Annotated in this window: 15 protein-coding genes; 8 read left to right on the top strand and 7 right to left on the bottom strand. The window is 71.0% G+C overall.

Annotated features, from left to right (window positions below):
• Positions 1 to 25 precede the first annotated feature (25 nt).
• Entirely contained in the window at positions 26 to 799 is a 774-nt protein-coding gene (locus ACFFIA_RS20555; protein WP_377253155.1) for an enoyl-CoA hydratase/isomerase family protein, read from the bottom strand.
• 21 nt (positions 800 to 820) lie between these two features.
• Here ACFFIA_RS20555 and ACFFIA_RS20550 point away from each other — a divergent pair, with 21 nt between their 5' ends.
• From ACFFIA_RS20550 to ddaH, 3 genes are all read left to right on the top strand, one after another.
• A complete protein-coding gene (locus ACFFIA_RS20550; protein ID WP_377253154.1) occupies positions 821 to 1,282 on the top strand; it encodes a DUF6232 family protein in 462 nt (153 codons plus the stop codon).
• Positions 1,283 to 1,331: 49 nt separating this feature from the next.
• Positions 1,332 to 1,790: a DUF6232 family protein gene (locus ACFFIA_RS20545; RefSeq protein WP_377253152.1), complete on the top strand. Its 459-nt coding sequence runs from the start codon at positions 1,332 to 1,334 to the stop codon at positions 1,788 to 1,790.
• A 62-nt stretch (positions 1,791 to 1,852) separates the two neighbouring features.
• Entirely contained in the window at positions 1,853 to 2,632 is a 780-nt protein-coding gene (gene ddaH, locus ACFFIA_RS20540) for a dimethylargininase (RefSeq protein ID WP_377253151.1), read from the top strand.
• Positions 2,633 to 2,964: 332 nt separating this feature from the next.
• Here the strand turns inward: ddaH and ACFFIA_RS20535 are convergent, their stop codons facing one another.
• Positions 2,965 to 3,987 (bottom strand): SDR family NAD(P)-dependent oxidoreductase, encoded by a 1,023-nt coding sequence (locus tag ACFFIA_RS20535; RefSeq protein WP_377253150.1) that lies wholly within the window; start codon positions 3,985 to 3,987, stop codon positions 2,965 to 2,967.
• Between the two features lie 57 nt (positions 3,988 to 4,044).
• Between ACFFIA_RS20535 and ACFFIA_RS20530 the strand changes: the two genes are divergently transcribed.
• On the top strand, positions 4,045 to 4,665 hold the full coding sequence (locus tag ACFFIA_RS20530) for a TetR/AcrR family transcriptional regulator (protein ID WP_377253149.1): 621 nt from the start codon (positions 4,045 to 4,047) through the stop codon (positions 4,663 to 4,665).
• A 270-nt stretch (positions 4,666 to 4,935) separates the two neighbouring features.
• Here the strand turns inward: ACFFIA_RS20530 and ACFFIA_RS20525 are convergent, their stop codons facing one another.
• The 3 genes from ACFFIA_RS20525 to ACFFIA_RS20515 form a co-directional block, all read right to left on the bottom strand.
• The gene (locus tag ACFFIA_RS20525; protein WP_377253148.1) at positions 4,936 to 5,316 is read right to left on the bottom strand and encodes a YccF domain-containing protein; all 381 of its coding nucleotides are present in this window, start codon (positions 5,314 to 5,316) and stop codon (positions 4,936 to 4,938) included.
• 97 nt (positions 5,317 to 5,413) lie between these two features.
• On the bottom strand, positions 5,414 to 6,313 hold the full coding sequence (locus ACFFIA_RS20520) for a ribokinase (RefSeq protein WP_377253147.1): 900 nt from the start codon (positions 6,311 to 6,313) through the stop codon (positions 5,414 to 5,416).
• Between the two features lie 16 nt (positions 6,314 to 6,329).
• The gene (locus ACFFIA_RS20515; protein ID WP_377253145.1) at positions 6,330 to 7,124 is read right to left on the bottom strand and encodes an ABC transporter ATP-binding protein; all 795 of its coding nucleotides are present in this window, start codon (positions 7,122 to 7,124) and stop codon (positions 6,330 to 6,332) included.
• Between the two features lie 68 nt (positions 7,125 to 7,192).
• On the opposite strand from ACFFIA_RS20515, the gene ACFFIA_RS20510 reads away from it, so the two are divergent.
• Entirely contained in the window at positions 7,193 to 8,200 is a 1,008-nt protein-coding gene (locus ACFFIA_RS20510) for an ABC transporter ATP-binding protein (RefSeq protein WP_377253143.1), read from the top strand.
• Positions 8,197 to 9,165, top strand: coding sequence for an ABC transporter permease subunit (locus ACFFIA_RS20505; protein ID WP_377253142.1), 969 nt, complete (start codon positions 8,197 to 8,199; stop codon positions 9,163 to 9,165). Before ACFFIA_RS20510 ends, ACFFIA_RS20505 begins: the two co-directional genes overlap by 4 nt.
• 51 nt (positions 9,166 to 9,216) lie before the next feature.
• On the opposite strand, the gene ACFFIA_RS20500 is transcribed toward ACFFIA_RS20505, so the two are convergent.
• Positions 9,217 to 10,392: an ROK family transcriptional regulator gene (locus tag ACFFIA_RS20500; RefSeq protein WP_377253141.1), complete on the bottom strand. Its 1,176-nt coding sequence runs from the start codon at positions 10,390 to 10,392 to the stop codon at positions 9,217 to 9,219.
• 123 nt (positions 10,393 to 10,515) lie between these two features.
• Here ACFFIA_RS20500 and ACFFIA_RS20495 point away from each other — a divergent pair, with 123 nt between their 5' ends.
• Complete coding sequence (locus ACFFIA_RS20495; RefSeq protein ID WP_377253139.1) at positions 10,516 to 11,994, top strand: glycoside hydrolase family 3 N-terminal domain-containing protein; 1,479 nt, start codon at positions 10,516 to 10,518, stop codon at positions 11,992 to 11,994.
• A gap of 250 nt (positions 11,995 to 12,244) precedes the next feature.
• Positions 12,245 to 13,087, top strand: coding sequence for a fumarylacetoacetate hydrolase family protein (locus ACFFIA_RS20490; protein WP_377253138.1), 843 nt, complete (start codon positions 12,245 to 12,247; stop codon positions 13,085 to 13,087).
• A gap of 380 nt (positions 13,088 to 13,467) precedes the next feature.
• On the opposite strand, the gene ACFFIA_RS20485 is transcribed toward ACFFIA_RS20490, so the two are convergent.
• On the bottom strand, positions 13,468 to 14,127 hold the full coding sequence (locus ACFFIA_RS20485) for a GNAT family N-acetyltransferase (RefSeq protein ID WP_377253137.1): 660 nt from the start codon (positions 14,125 to 14,127) through the stop codon (positions 13,468 to 13,470).
• Between the last annotated feature and the right edge of the window lie 42 nt (positions 14,128 to 14,169).

Raw genomic sequence — 14,169 nt, 5'->3', positions numbered from 1 at the left:
CAGTCTACGAGCAGGGCACTATCCATCACCGTCCGCTGAAACGCGGCTTGCGCTTCTCCACGAAGGCGGCCATCCCCTCCCGCTTGTCCTCGGTCGCGAAGAGCGCCGCGAAGAGCTGGCTCTCCCACGCCAGGCCGGAGGCGAGATCCATGTCGAGGCCGCTGTCGATGGCCAGCTTCCCGGCGCGCAGGGCCTGTGCCGGACCCTCCGTGTACGGGCGGACGAGCGCGACCGCCGCCTCGTACACCTCGGCGGCGGGCACGACCCGGTCGGCGAGCCCGATCCGCAGCGCCTCCTCGGCGTCGACCATGCGGCCGGAGAGCACCAGGTCCTTGGCGCGGGCCGGGCCGACCAGCCGGGCCAGCCGCTGAGTGCCGCCGGCGCCCGGGATGATGCCGAGCTTGATCTCCGGCTGGCCGAGCTTGGCGTCGTCGGCGACCACGCGCCAGTCGCAGGCGAGGGCGAGCTCGCAGCCGCCGCCCAGCGCGTACCCGTTGATGGCGGCGACCACCGGCTTGGGGATCCGGGCGAACGCACCGAGCGCCGAGGAGAGGTCGGCGGCGCGGGCGGACATGTCCACGTACGACATATCCGCCATTTCCTTGATGTCCGCGCCGGCGGCGAAGACCTTCTCCCCTCCGTACACGATGACGGCGCGAACCTCGGGGTCGGCGGACGCCACCGCCGCCGCCTCGCGCAACTCCTCCTGCACCTGGGTATTGAGGGCGTTCATGGGTGGACGGTCGAGCCGGATGGTGCCGATGCCGTCCTTGATCTCCACGCGCACGAAATCTGCCATGACCAGTAGGCTAGTTGTGCCATGGTCACCTACTACAGCGACAAGTCTGTGCGGATCACCTCAGATGCCATCAACATCGGTGATCGCCGATACCCGCTGGGCGAGCTGGCCCGCGTGTGGCACAGCAAAGGCGCCCGCTCGTGGCGCGCGATCGCGGGGCGCGGGGCGATCGGCATGGTCATGATCGGCCCGCTGGTGGCGGCGGCGCTCGGCATCGTCATCGCGATCACCGTGGACGCCTCGCTCAGCGTGACCATCGGGATCGTCGGCGTCTCCATCCTGCTCGGCCTCGCCGTCGGCCCGCTCGCCGACGTGATGCTCGAGCACATGGACCGTTCATACTCGCGGGGCTCCCGCTCGCTGGAGATCTGGGCAAGCTGGCGGGGTCAGCCGGTGCTGTTGCTGGAGACCGGCGACGCGCTGCGGTTCGGCCAGATCTACCGGGCCATCCAGCGGGCGCTGGACGGCGCGCCGACCCGCTAGATGATTTTGGTGGGATTCCACCGGAGCCCGGATAGGTAACACTGGGCGAGTGGCCGTTTACTATCGCGACGACACCGTGCGGGTGACGTCGTCGTTGGTGCAGGCGTACGGGCTCACCTACCCGCTCTCCGACCTCTCCTATGTGTGGCACCGCCGCATGCGACCCGACTTACGGGTCGGCGGCCGGATCGCCGGGCGGTGGGCGCTGGTCACGCTGCTCGCCGCGCCGTTCGTGCTCGGCGGGCTCTGGCTCCTCACCGGCGGGGGCACCGGCGTCGGCATCGGGCTGATCACGCTCGCGGCGATCCTCGTCGGGCTCTTCACGCTCACGCCGCTGTCGGAGTTTCCACTCATGGCGCTCGAACGGTCATACGACCGCGGCTCGGCGGTGCACGAGATCTGGGTGCAGTGCCGGGGGATGGACGTGCTGCTCCTCCGCACGAATGACGCACTACGTTTCGGCCAGATTTACCGCGCGTTACAGCGCGCCTTGGAGCAGAGTGAGTAGTTCCACGCCTTGAGCGTGGCATGATGTGGACCCCCATGATCCATGAGGAGGTCTTACATTCCATGAGCCGAGGCATCGCGCTCGTGCGCCGGCCCAGCAGCCGCCTCGCCGAAGGGCTGGTCACTCACCTCGAACGGTCGACAGTGGACGTCGACCTCGCGCGGCGCCAGCACGACGCGTACTGTGCCGCCCTCGCCGACGCCGGCTGGAGCGTGCTCGACGTGGTGCCCGCCGACCACTGCCCCGATTCGGTCTTCGTCGAGGACACGGTCGTGGTGAGCGGGTCGCGGGCCATCCTCGCCCGTCCCGGCGCGCCGCAGCGCCGCGCCGAGGTGGCCGGCACCGAGTCGGCCGTACGCGCGGTCGGGCTCGAGGTCGACAGGATCACCGCGCCTGGCACGCTGGACGGTGGCGACGTGCTCCAGATCGGCGACACGGTGTACGTCGGCCAGGGCGGCCGCACCAACGGCGCCGCGATCCGCCAGCTCCGCGGCCTGCTCGGCGACCGCCGCGTGGTGGCCGTACCGCTGGGGCGCGTGCTCCACCTCAAGTCGGCGGTGACCGCGCTGCCGGACGGCACGGTGGTCGCCTGGCCCGGACTCGTCGACATCGGCATCTTCCCGGCCGTCCGCTCGGTCGAGGAAGAGGCCGGCTGCCACGTCGTCTGTCTTGGCGGCGACAAGGTCATGATCAGCGCCTCCGCGCCGAAGACCGCGTCGCTGCTCGAAGACCTCGGCTTCACGCCGATCGTGGTGGACGTGAGCGAGTTCGAAAAGCTCGAAGGCTGCGTGACCTGCTTGAGCGTGCTGATGCCCGGGATCAAGGGGCCGCAGGCGCACTGAAGCGCTGGACAACCATTCAGACGGGCTACCGCGACGTCCGTCGTGGTCCGGACCCAAGTCTCGACCAAGCTGACCGACCGCGGCGTTCGGATTGTGCGCGAGCGAAGGCGCCGGCAAATGCTTCTTCGTGCGTTCGGGCGCCGCACCCTGCGGCCGTGGACTCGCCCAGAGCGAGCAGCCGTACGGGCGGACCGGCGCCCTCGCCGGCGACGGCACCGGTCGTGGGCCGGAGGCTTCTGGCAGCGTCTCGGTCCGATGGCGCACCCACAGTCCCTGTGCGGCTACCAGGGGCAGCAGCATCGGGTTCCCGACCGAGGAGGGTGACATGGCGACTACACCCCGCCGGCTTCCGCGAGGTCGGCGTCGAGAATCGAGTCGAGCAGCCTCTGGATCTCATCGTGCGTGGAGACATCGTAGACGCGTCGCAGGAACGTCAGTCGATCGAAGGGGTCCGTGAAGGGTGCCTCTCCAAGGACGTCTGCGAGCTCGTCGACGGTCCACCCCGCGTCTTCCTTCGTCACGGGTGCTCCGAGCGACCATGTATTCGTCGGGATCACGGTGCTGCCGCGGACGGTGAGCACCTGCCCGGTCAGAGGAGTGTCGGAACGACCGAGATAGGCCACGACCACCGCCTGGTGGATCGGATCCCACGGGTCGAACGCCCCCGGGGCGGGTGTCGCCTGAGTCAGCGAGGGGACGCCTGCCGGCAGCTCGAGCGAGAGGCGCGTGCGCGCCCCGGGTGAGATCGCGTTCACCCGGACACCGTATCGGCGCAGCTCGAGGGCGTGCACGATCGTCATGGCCGCCACCCCGGCGTTCGCGGCGGCGTAGCTCGTGTTGAGCGGCAGCGGCGAGTCGAGCCCTGCTGTCGACGTCGTGTTCACGAGCGAGCGGTCCTGATGATCGCCGGCCTCGTGACGGCCCCGCCAGTACTCTGCTGCCCAGCGACTCACGTTGAATGAGCCCTTGAGTTTCACGGCCACGACCGCGTCAAAGTCGTCCTCCGTCGCCCTGACCAGGGAGCCGGGCCGGCTGACGGCGGCGTTGTTGACCACGATGTGGAGATCTCCCCAGCGCTCGACAGCTGTGCCGACCAGTGCCTCAGCTCCCTGCCATTCGGCGACGCTGTGCGTGCTTGCGATCGCTTCGCCCCCCTGGTCGCGGATCTCGGCGACGACGGAGGCCGCGATGCTCGAATCAGCCCCGCTTCCATCCGGCGCGACACCGGGATCATTCACCACGACTCTCGCACCCTCGCGCGCAAGGTAAAGCGCTTCGGCCCGACCGATCCCGCGCCCCGCGCCAGTCACCAGGGCGATGCGCCCGTCAAGACTTCCCATCATCTCCTCCTTCAATGCAGTTACTGCATTATAACATCAGCTGTCCTCATTCAGTCAGGATACTATGTCTGGATGACGGGTGAGCTGGGGCGCAGGGAACGGAAGAAGAAGCAGACTCGAGAGGCGCTGGTCAGTGCCGCGAACCGCCTGTTTGCCGAGCGGGGCTTCGACAAGGTGACGGCGGCAGAGATCGCCGAGGCTGCGGACGTCTCATCCCGCACCTTCTTTCTGCACTTCGACACGAAGGAGGATGTGCTGCTCGGTGACGCCCGCCTCAACACGGACGCCGGGATCGCCGCCATCGACGCGCGAGGCCCCGCAGACTCGCCCCGGATGACGTTGGCTCGCGCGGCCTCGGCGATGATCGCCGCGGCACCGTCGGAGGAGGCGCCTTCATGGCTGGGTGCACGCGCGCGGCTCATTTTCGCATCGGAGCAGGTTCGCGCCCGCCTCATGCAGCGGCTGCTCGCCGGTCAGGAGGAGCTGGCCGAAGCGCTTCGGCGGTCTTACCCCGACCTGGACAGCCTGGAGGCACGCGCTCTGGTCGGTTCCGTCGTCGGCGGTGCGACGTTCGCCGTCGGCTCCGTCGTGGTCACGGTTCTCGACGAGGGCGGAGACGACGATCGGGTGCGCGACGCGATCAGACTTGCCCTGCAGATCGCAACGCAGCAGGATGCGCCGCCCGGGTCATGACCGCCGGAGTCTTGATGTGAACGAAGGATCAGCCGAGAGCCTCCCCGACCTACTCCAGCTGGACCAACCAGGTCGAACGATGGTTCGGCTTCCTCACAGACGACATGATCCGCCGCGGCACGCACAAGAATGTGCAGGCCCTCGAAGCCGACATCCGCGCCTGGATCGCCGACTGGAACACAAACCCGAAACCCTTCATCCGGACAAAGACCGCGGAAGAGATCCTCGAATCCCTCGGCCGACTTTGTCGACGAATCTCAGGGCAGGACACTAGTCGAGTTCGACGACCTCGCGGCCGAGCGGCCAGAACGCGGCCGGTACGAGCTTGAAGTTGGCGATGCCGAACGGGATGCCGATGATCGTGACGCACTGCGCGATGCCGGCCATGATGTGCATCAGCGCCAGCCACCAGCCGGCGACGATGACCCACACGACGTTGGCGACGCCCGAGGCGAGGCCGGCGCTCGGCTTGGTGACCAGCGTCCGGCCGAAGGGCCACAGCGAGTAGTACGCGAGGCGCAGCGAGGCGACGCCGAACGGGATTGTCACGATCAGGGCGAAGCAGATCAGCGCGGCCAAGCCGTATCCGATGGCCAGCACGATCCCGCTCCCGAAGATCAACCACAGCAGGTTGAGGATGAGGCGGATCATGTCACCAAGGATGCGCCAGCCGATCAACTCTCCGCCAAAGAAATCGCGCCGGCCGGCCAAAGTGGCGCCACGGAATCGCGCCGGCCGCCTCGACGGATCAGGGCGCGGAGTCGAACAGCTCGTCTATCTCGGCCCGCTGCGGCAGTGACACCGAGGCGCCCAGCCGGCGGACGCAGGCGGCTCCGGCGGCACAGGCCCAGCGCACGGCCTCCACCATGTCGCGCCCCTCGCCCCACGCCACCGCCAGCGCTCCGGTGAACGCGTCGCCCGCCGCCGTCGAGTCGACCGTGTCCACTTTGAACCCCGGCACGAGCGCCGAGACCCCGCTGCGGTCGCAGTACCAGGCCCCCTCGCCGCCGAGAGTGACCACCGCGCGGGGCACCACGGCGAGCAGCGCGGCCGGGTCGTCGCGCCCTCGCCCGCTGATGGCGAACGCCTCGCCCTCGTTGACCACGAGCAGGTCGACGGCGTCGAGGAGCGCGGCCGGCAGCTCGCGGGCGGGCGCCGCGTTGAGCAGGACTCGCACGCCCGCCGCCTTGGCCGCCACCGCCGCCTCGGTCACCGTCTCGACCGGGATCTCGAGCTGGGCGACCAGCACGTCGGCTGTGCGGACGACGTCAAGCTCGGCCTCGGTGAGCGTGGTGAACGCGGCGTTGGCGCCCGGGGTGGCGACGATGGCGTTTTCCCCCTCGTCGTCGACGACGATCAGCGCGACGCCGGAGGTGCCGTACACCACCCTCACCTGTGTACTGTCTACTTTGGACGCGCCGAGGCGGGCCCTGAGCGTGACGCCGAACGAGTCCGACCCGATCGCGCCGAGGAACACGCACGAGGCGCCCGCGCGGGCGGCGGCGATGGCCTGGTTGGCGCCCTTGCCGCCGGGCACCATCGCGAAGTCGTGGCCGAGCACCGTCTCGCCCGGTCGGGGCAGCACCGGCGCGGTGGCGACGAGATCCATATTGGCGCTGCCAGCGACGACGACCCGAGGCGCACCCATGCCCGGGAGTCTAGAGTCAGGCGGCCCGTGCCGTGAAGCGCTCGCCGGCCCGCTCCAGCGTCAGCGGTACATCGAACGTCTTGGAGAGGTTTTCGCTGGTCACTGTCTCGCCGATCAACCCCTGCGCCACCACCGCGCCGTCGCGGATCAGGAGGGCATGGGTGAAGCCGGGCGGGATCTCCTCGACGTGGTGGGTCACCAGCACGAGCGCCGGCGCGTCGGGGTCGTACGCCAGCTCGGCCAGCCGGCTCACCAGGTCTTCCCGGGCGCCGAGGTCGAGGCCGGCGGCCGGCTCGTCGAGCAGCAGCAGCTCGGGGTCGGTCATGAGGGCGCGGGCGATCTGCACGCGCTTACGCTCGCCCTCGGAGAGCGTGCCGTACGCCCGGTCGGCCAGCCCGGCCACGCCGAACTGCTCCAGCAGCGCCCGCGCGCGCACCTCGTCCATCGCCTCGTACCGCTCGCGCCACCGCCCCACCACGCCCCACGAAGCGGTGATCACCACGTCGGCGACCCGCTCCTCGCCCGGGATCCGCTCGGCGAGCGCGGCGCTGGAGAGGCCGATGCGGGTACGCAGCTCGTTGACGTCGGTGCGGCCGAGCTGCTCACCGAGCACGCGGGCGGTGCCGCTGCTGGGGTAGAGGCGGGCGCTGGCGATGTTGAGCAGCGTGGTCTTGCCGGCACCATTCGGCCCCAGGACGACCCACCGCTCGTCCAGCTCGACCTTCCAGGTGAGGTCGTGCACGAGGTGCGCGCCGGAGCGCACGACACCGACGCTGTCGAGGTCTACGACGAGATCTTCGGACGAGGCCACGCAACCATCCAACCACGTCCGACCTGCGGTCCCCCACGGATGTGACAAGGGCCGTATGGTTCTGGCCCATGGCGGCCGTCATCGAGATCGAAGGGCTGCGCAAGACGTTCCGCGGATTGCGGGGCGGCGCGCGCGTGGCCCTCGACGGCTTCGACATGGCGGTCGAGGCCGGCCAGATCCACGGGTTTCTGGGGCCCAACGGATCCGGAAAGACAACCACGCTGCGCACGTTGCTCGGGCTGGTCCGCGCCGACGACGGTCGCATGTCGATCCTGGGGCAGCCCGCGCCGGAGTCGCTGCCGGCGGTGGTCGGGCGGGTCGGCGCGATCGTGGAGAGCCCGCAGTTCTTCGGCAACTTCACCGGTCGCCGCACGCTGCGGCTCCTCGCCAAGGCGGGCGGGGTCCCGCCGGAGCGGGTCGAGACGGTGCTGACCCAGGTGGGGCTCCGCGACCGGGGCAACGAGCGGGTCAAGGGCTACTCGCTCGGCATGAGGCAGCGCCTCGCGGTCGCGTCGGCGCTGCTCAAGCAGCCCGAGCTGCTGATACTCGACGAGCCGGCCAACGGCCTCGACCCGGCCGGCATCCGCGAGATGCGCGATCTCATGCGCGAGCTCGCCGCGGCCGGGATCACCGTGCTGGTCTCCAGCCACATCCTGGCCGAGATCCAGCTCATCTGCGACCACGTCACGATCATCTCGCGCGGGCGGCGGGTCGCGACCGGTCCGGTCGCGGCGGTGCTCTCCGGCTTCGACAAGGGCGAGTTCCGGGTACGGGTCGCCGACCTCGACCGCGCGGCCGGCGTGCTCACCACTGCCGGCCTGCCGGTGACGAAGCACGAAGACCACCTGGTGGTGGCCGACGTGGGCGACCCCGCCTGGATCAGCGAGCAGTTGGGGCAGCGGGGCATGTGGGTCGCCGAGCTGACGCCGCTCACGCCCGACCTGGAGAGTGTCTTCCTCAAGCTCACCGCCGCCGCGCCCGAGAAGCTCACCGGCACCGCCCCCGAAGCCGCCGTGCCGAGGCAGGTGGACGAGGCGGTCCAGTCCGGCCAGATCGACCTGGGAGAGCAGCGGTGAACCTGGTCCTCGCGGAGCTGAGCCGGCTGGTGTCCCGGCGGTTCATGCAGTTGATGGCCGTGCTGCTGATCGGCGCGTTCGGCATCACGGTGGCGACGACGGTCACCAACTCGCACCGCCCCACCGAGGCGGAGTGGCAGCAGGCCGAGGATCACGTGCGGTTCGCCGAGGCACGGATCGACGAGATCCGGCGGGAGTGCGAGCAGCGGGCGCTCACTCCGGGCTTCTGCGACGCGTACTCGGAGCAGCAGCCGCGCATCGAAGACTACCTGTACGGCGTCTTCGTCTTCTCCGCCGAGATCACCGACCTCACCTACTTCATGATCGCGTTCCTCGCGCTCTTCGCGTTCCTGGTCGCGGCCTCGTTCATCGGGGCGGAGCTGACCTCGGGCGGCATGACCAACCTGCTGCTGTGGCGACCGCGGCGCACCGTCGTGCTCGGCACCAAGCTGGCCACGGTGCTCGCGGCCGTACTCGCCGTGTCGGTCGTCGCCACCGCCCTCTACATCGGCGCGTTCTACGCCATCGCCGAGGTGGGCGGCGTGCCCGGCGACGTCGACGCGGAGTTCTGGGGCGACCTCGCCCTGACCGTCGTACGCGGCCTTGCCCTGGTGCTCTTCGCCGCGGCGGTCGGCTTTGGCGCGGCCACACTGGGCCGGCACACGGCGGCGGCACTGGGGCTGATCGCGACGTACGCGATCGTGTGGGAGGTCGGCGCCCGCATCGTCTTCAGCGTGCTGGAGGCGGGCCGCTCCGACCGGTACATGCTGACCAGCTACCTCGGGGCGTGGATGACCGGCGAGATCTCCTTCTACGACCCGTACGTGTGCGGCAGCCGCATCATGTCGGTCTGCGACGGGCGGTACGAGCTGACCTGGGCGCACGCCGGCGGCGTCTTCGCGATCGTGCTCGCGGTGATGGTCGGCGGCGCGTTCGCCACCTTCCGCCACCGCGACCTCGCCTGAGCCGCCGCCTCCGGCACGCCGCCGTCGTGCGACCCGGCCCGCGAGCCCGCGTCAGCCCACCGTCGAGCCGAAGACCTCGTCGCGTACGGCGCCGAGCGCGGTGCGGAGCGCGCCCGTGAGCACCGGGTCACCGCTCACCTCGGTCGCCACCACGCGCGGCGAGACCAGCGTGATCGCGGCGACCTCGTGCTGCACGCGCTCAGCGAGGGCCGTGCCGCCCGCCTGGCCCACCTCGCCGGCGAGCACCACGAGCGGCGGGTCGAGCACCACGCAGGTGCTCGCCACACCGAGCGCCAGCCGCCGGGCGAGCTCGTCGAGCAGCGGACCGCCCCGCGTGCCGGCGGCGATCGCGGCCTTGACCGCCTCGGCCGCGTTGCTGCCCCGGAAGCCGTGCTCGCGCGCCACCGCGCGTACCGCGTCGGCCCCCGCCACCTGCTGGAACGCCCCCTTCGAGCGGCGGTACGTGTCGCGCGGGATGGGCGCGCCGGGCACCGGGAGGTAACCGATCTCGCCGGCCGCGCCGGTGCTCCCCTCGTGCAGCCGCCCGCCGAGCATCACCGCGAGGCCCATGCCGCCGCCGGCCCAGATCAGCACGAAGTCGTCAACGCCACGCGCCGCGCCCTCGTGCGCCTCGGCCACCGCGGCGAGGTTGACGTCGTTGCCGAAGACGACCGTTGTGTTGAGGTCTTCGCGGAGGGCGGCGAGCAGGCCGCGGTGCCAGCGGGGCAGGTTCCACGCGAACGTGATGTCGCCCGTGCTCGGGTCGACCAGACCGGGCGTGCCGAGCACCACACGGCGCACCGACGAGAGGTCGGCCTTGGCGTTGTCGGCGGCCTGCACTACGGCGCTGTGCACCACCTTGACCGGTTCGTCCGTGTCCTTGGTGGACAGTTCGGCGCGGCCGATGACGTTGCCGGTGATGTCGGCGCAGGCGGCCACGACGCGGTCGGTGTCGACCACGACGCCGATGACGTAGGCACTGCCCGGAGTGACGGCGTAGAGCTGCGCGTTTGGACCCCGGCCGCCGGCCTGCTCCCCCACGCGGGTGACGAGGCCGCGCTCCTCCAGCCGTTCCACCAGCTGGGACGCGGTCACCTTGCTGAGCCCGGTCAGCTCGCCGAGCTGGGCGCGCGTCAGGGGCCCGCGGGAGAGCAGAAGCTCCAGCGCGGCGCGGTCGTTGAGCGCGCGCAGGAGCCGCGGCGTGCCGGGTAGGCGTGGAGACCCCATCTACCGTCCTCTAGCATTTAGGAGACTTAACAGTTAAACCTTACTCACTTAACCGGGTAGGCGTAGCGTAATCGGCAGTGGCCGCTCCAGCGGTCAGCCGGCTGGACAGAAGGGGTTCCCACCATGTCGCTCGATCCTGGGCTACGCCGGCTTGCCCTGCGTACGCTGCTCGCTGCCTTCCCCGGCACCACCGCGCCGGGTTGGGCGGTCGACCTGGTCGGCGAAGGGCTGGCCGGTTACACACTGTTCGGTTACAACATCGCCGAGCCTACGCAGGTGGCCGCCGTCACCGCCGCCCTCCGTTCCGCCCGCCGCGACGTGCTGATTGCCATCGATGAGGAAGGGGGCGACGTCACACGGCTGGCGCACGCGACCGGCAGCCCGTACCCGGGAAACGCGGCGCTCGGCACGGTGGGTGACGCCTCGCTGACCCAGCGCGTGTACGAGGCGATCGGCAGCGAACTGGCCGCGCTCGGCCTCAACCTCAACCTCGCGCCCACCGTCGACGTCAACACCGCGGACGAAAACCCCATCATCGGTACCCGCTCGTTCGGCTCCGACCCGGCGCACGTCGCCGCGCACGCGGCCGCGGCGGTCTGCGGACTCCAGGACGCGGGGGTCGCCGCCTGCGCCAAGCACTTCCCCGGGCACGGCGCGACCGTCGCCGACTCGCACCTCGAACTCCCCACTGTGGACGCACCGCTCGACCTGCTGCGCGCCCGTGACCTGCCGCCCTTCGCCGCGGTCGTCGAGGCGGGCGCCAAGACCATCATGACCGCGCACATCCGCGTACCCGACCTCACCGGCGACGGCCCGGCCACGTTCAGCAGCGCCGCGCTGGTCGACCTGCTCCGCGGCGAACTCGGCTTCACCGGCGTGGTCATCACCGACGCGCTGGAGATGAAAGGCGCCGCGCTCGCGGCCGGCGGCACCGCGCGGGCCGCCGTGCCCGCCCTCGCCGCCGGCGCCGACCTGCTCTGCATCGGCGCGCGCGTGGACGCGGACCTGGTCGAGGAGGTGGCCGCGGAAATCGTGCGCGCGATCTCGGACGGGCGCCTCCCGCTCACGCGCGTCGAGGAGGCCGCCGAGCGGGTCACCGCACTCGCCGCGTGGGCGGCCGGCGACCGCCGCTCCGATGACGACGGCGTGGGCCCCGCGTTCCCCGCGCCGCGGCTGGCCGATCTGGGGTACGCGGCCGCGCGGCGGGCCGTACAGGTGGAGGGGAGCCTCGACGGGCTGGGCGCGCCGCTGGTCGTGCAGCTCGTCGCCTCCTCGACGATCGCCGAGGGGCCGGTGCCGTGGGGGCTCGGGCCGCACATCAACGGCACCGAGCAGGTGCGCGTCGCGGCCACCGAGGCGACCGCGGCCGACCTGCTGACCCGTGCCGGCAGCCGGCCGATCGTGGTGGTCGGGCGGCATACCCACCGCACGGCCGAGGCGCGCACGCTCGTCGAGACGCTCGCCGCCAGCCACCCCGTGACCGTCGTGGAGATGGGCTGGCCGTCGCGGTGGCGGCCGGCGGGCGCGCGGGCCTTCGTCACCACGTACGGGGCGAGCCACGCCAACGGGCGCGCCGCCGCGGAAGCCCTCGGACTGGCATGACTCTGCGTAATGGCGTGGTACTAGGCCGAACGGACTATTTCCGCCCTTCTCCTCTTGAAAGGTTATTTACTCACACGTAGCGTTTCCAGGCACAGCACAGACTTTGACCTGGGGAGACAAAGCGAACCGCGGGCCCGGCACCCCCCGACCGGGCCCGCGGTTCGTGTCTTCGGGCGGTGCACGTCCCACAGTGTGCGCGGCCACCTGACCAAGATCCGATCAAAAAACCTGGTCGAGTAGGGTGCGTCGCATGCGGCTGGCGAATCAGGGCGGGCGCCTCGTCATCGTGACGGGCGACGAGGTTGTTGACGTGGCTACGGCGAGCGAGGGCCAGTTCGGTCCGGACCCCCAGTCGGCGTACGACGTGTGGGCCGCATTCACGGCGTGGGCCGCCCAGGGGCACGCCCCCACCGGCAAGCTCGAGGAGGCGATCCTCGGCCCGGTCACGCCCCGCCCTCGACAGATCTTCGCGGTGGGGCTCAACTACGCCGACCACGCTGCCGAATCCGGCCATCCGCTGCCCGAATACCCGATGGTCTTCACGAAGTTCGTGACCTCGATCACCGGGCCGTACGGCGACATCGCGCTCCCGAGCGCCAATGTGGACTGGGAGGTCGAGCTCGTCGCCGTGATCGGCAAGCCGGCCACGGCGGTGCGCCCCGAAGACGCCTGGGAACACGTGGCGGGCCTCACCGTCGGGCAGGACATCTCCGAGCGCGAGGTGCAGCGGCGCGGGCAGCCGGCGCAGTTCAGCCTCGCCAAGTCCTACCCCGGCTTCGGTCCGGTGGGCCCCTACCTCGTCACGCTCGACGAGGCGGGCGACCCGGCCAACCTCGCACTCACCTGCTCGATCAACGGCGAGGTGATGCAGGACGGCAACACCAGCTCGATGGTCTTCTCGATCCCTGAGCTGATCGGATACCTCTCCGGCGTGTGCACGCTGCTGCCCGGCGACCTCATCTTCACCGGCACGCCGCCGGGCGTGGGCATGGGCCGCAAGCCGCCGCGCTACCTGGCGACGGGCGACCTGCTGGAGACCTCGATCGATGGGCTCGGCACGATGCGCCACCGCCTGATCTCTCCGTCGGTGTAACGTCCGCGGGACGTCTTCACGACACTGCGGTTGACAACGCTCCGTGACTCTCGGATCCCGGAGGGCGTGGGCGAATCGCAGACTCGCGTGCGGAGGGCCCGGCGCGCGGAGCAGGTAGGTGGCTGGCTGGCGTGAGATCGTCGTCGCGCGCGCCGCGCTCATCGAGGCCCAGCTCGACGCGACCAAAGTGGATGATCCCGCCTGGCGTGCCGCGCAGGCCTCGGTCCTCGACCACCTCGACGCCGCCCGCGACGCGCGAACCGCAAGCGGCGGTGGCGCGGGCCGCACGACTGGATCACCGGCGCGCACATCACCGCCGCCTGGGCACACCCGCACAACGCCGACTTCTTCCCCGGCCTGTCCGGCCTGGAGTGGCCGGCTCAGACGCCGTAGACGGACCAGCCCCGGTCGCGAAAGCCGGCCGCCTCGGCCGCCCGTGCCGAGCCGATGTTGTCGAGGTCGTGCAGGTAGGTCGGCACCGCGCCCTCGTCGAGCACGCGCCGGGCGGCCTGGGCCACGAGCCGCCGGGCCAGGCCCCGCCCGCGGGCCGCCTCCTCGGTGCCCACCGAGAGCTCGTTGCCGTGCGCGTCGTGGCGCTTGATGCCCACGCCGGCGAGGTAGGCCCCGGTCTCCGGGTCGCGGGCGATCAGCACCTCGCCGCCGAAGGGCCGCAGCCATCGCGGCACCACGGGATCGTCGTGCGGCAGCCACTCGCCGGCGTCGGGCAGCGGGGTGGGCGCGAGCGAGTAGCGGAACACGCCCCGGTAGGCCCGGCGCCCGCCGTCGAGCCCGAGCGCGGCGGGCAGCTTGGCCAGCAGGTCGTCGAGGGGCTGGTCGGTGAGGACCCGCGCGGCGGCCGCCCGGGGCGGCGCCACCGAGATGACCGTGCCGGCCGGCGCGCCCACGCCCACCATCGGGTAGACCTCGCCATCCCAGCCCGGCTGCGTGCGTCGCTCGGAACCGACGACAACCATCGGCTGACCGGCCGGCCACTGGCCGAGCCAGGTCACGAGGTGGTGGTATAGGCGCTTGTCGAGCATCGCCACGACCATACCTCTCCGAGTGCCGCCCGCGCCCGGAGC

It is taken from the genome of Phytohabitans kaempferiae (assembly GCF_042433955.1).
GTDB lineage: Bacteria > Actinomycetota > Actinomycetes > Mycobacteriales > Micromonosporaceae > Phytohabitans > Phytohabitans kaempferiae.
Note: the sequence above shows the minus strand (reverse complement) of the source record. Positions and strands in the feature narration are given on the sequence as shown.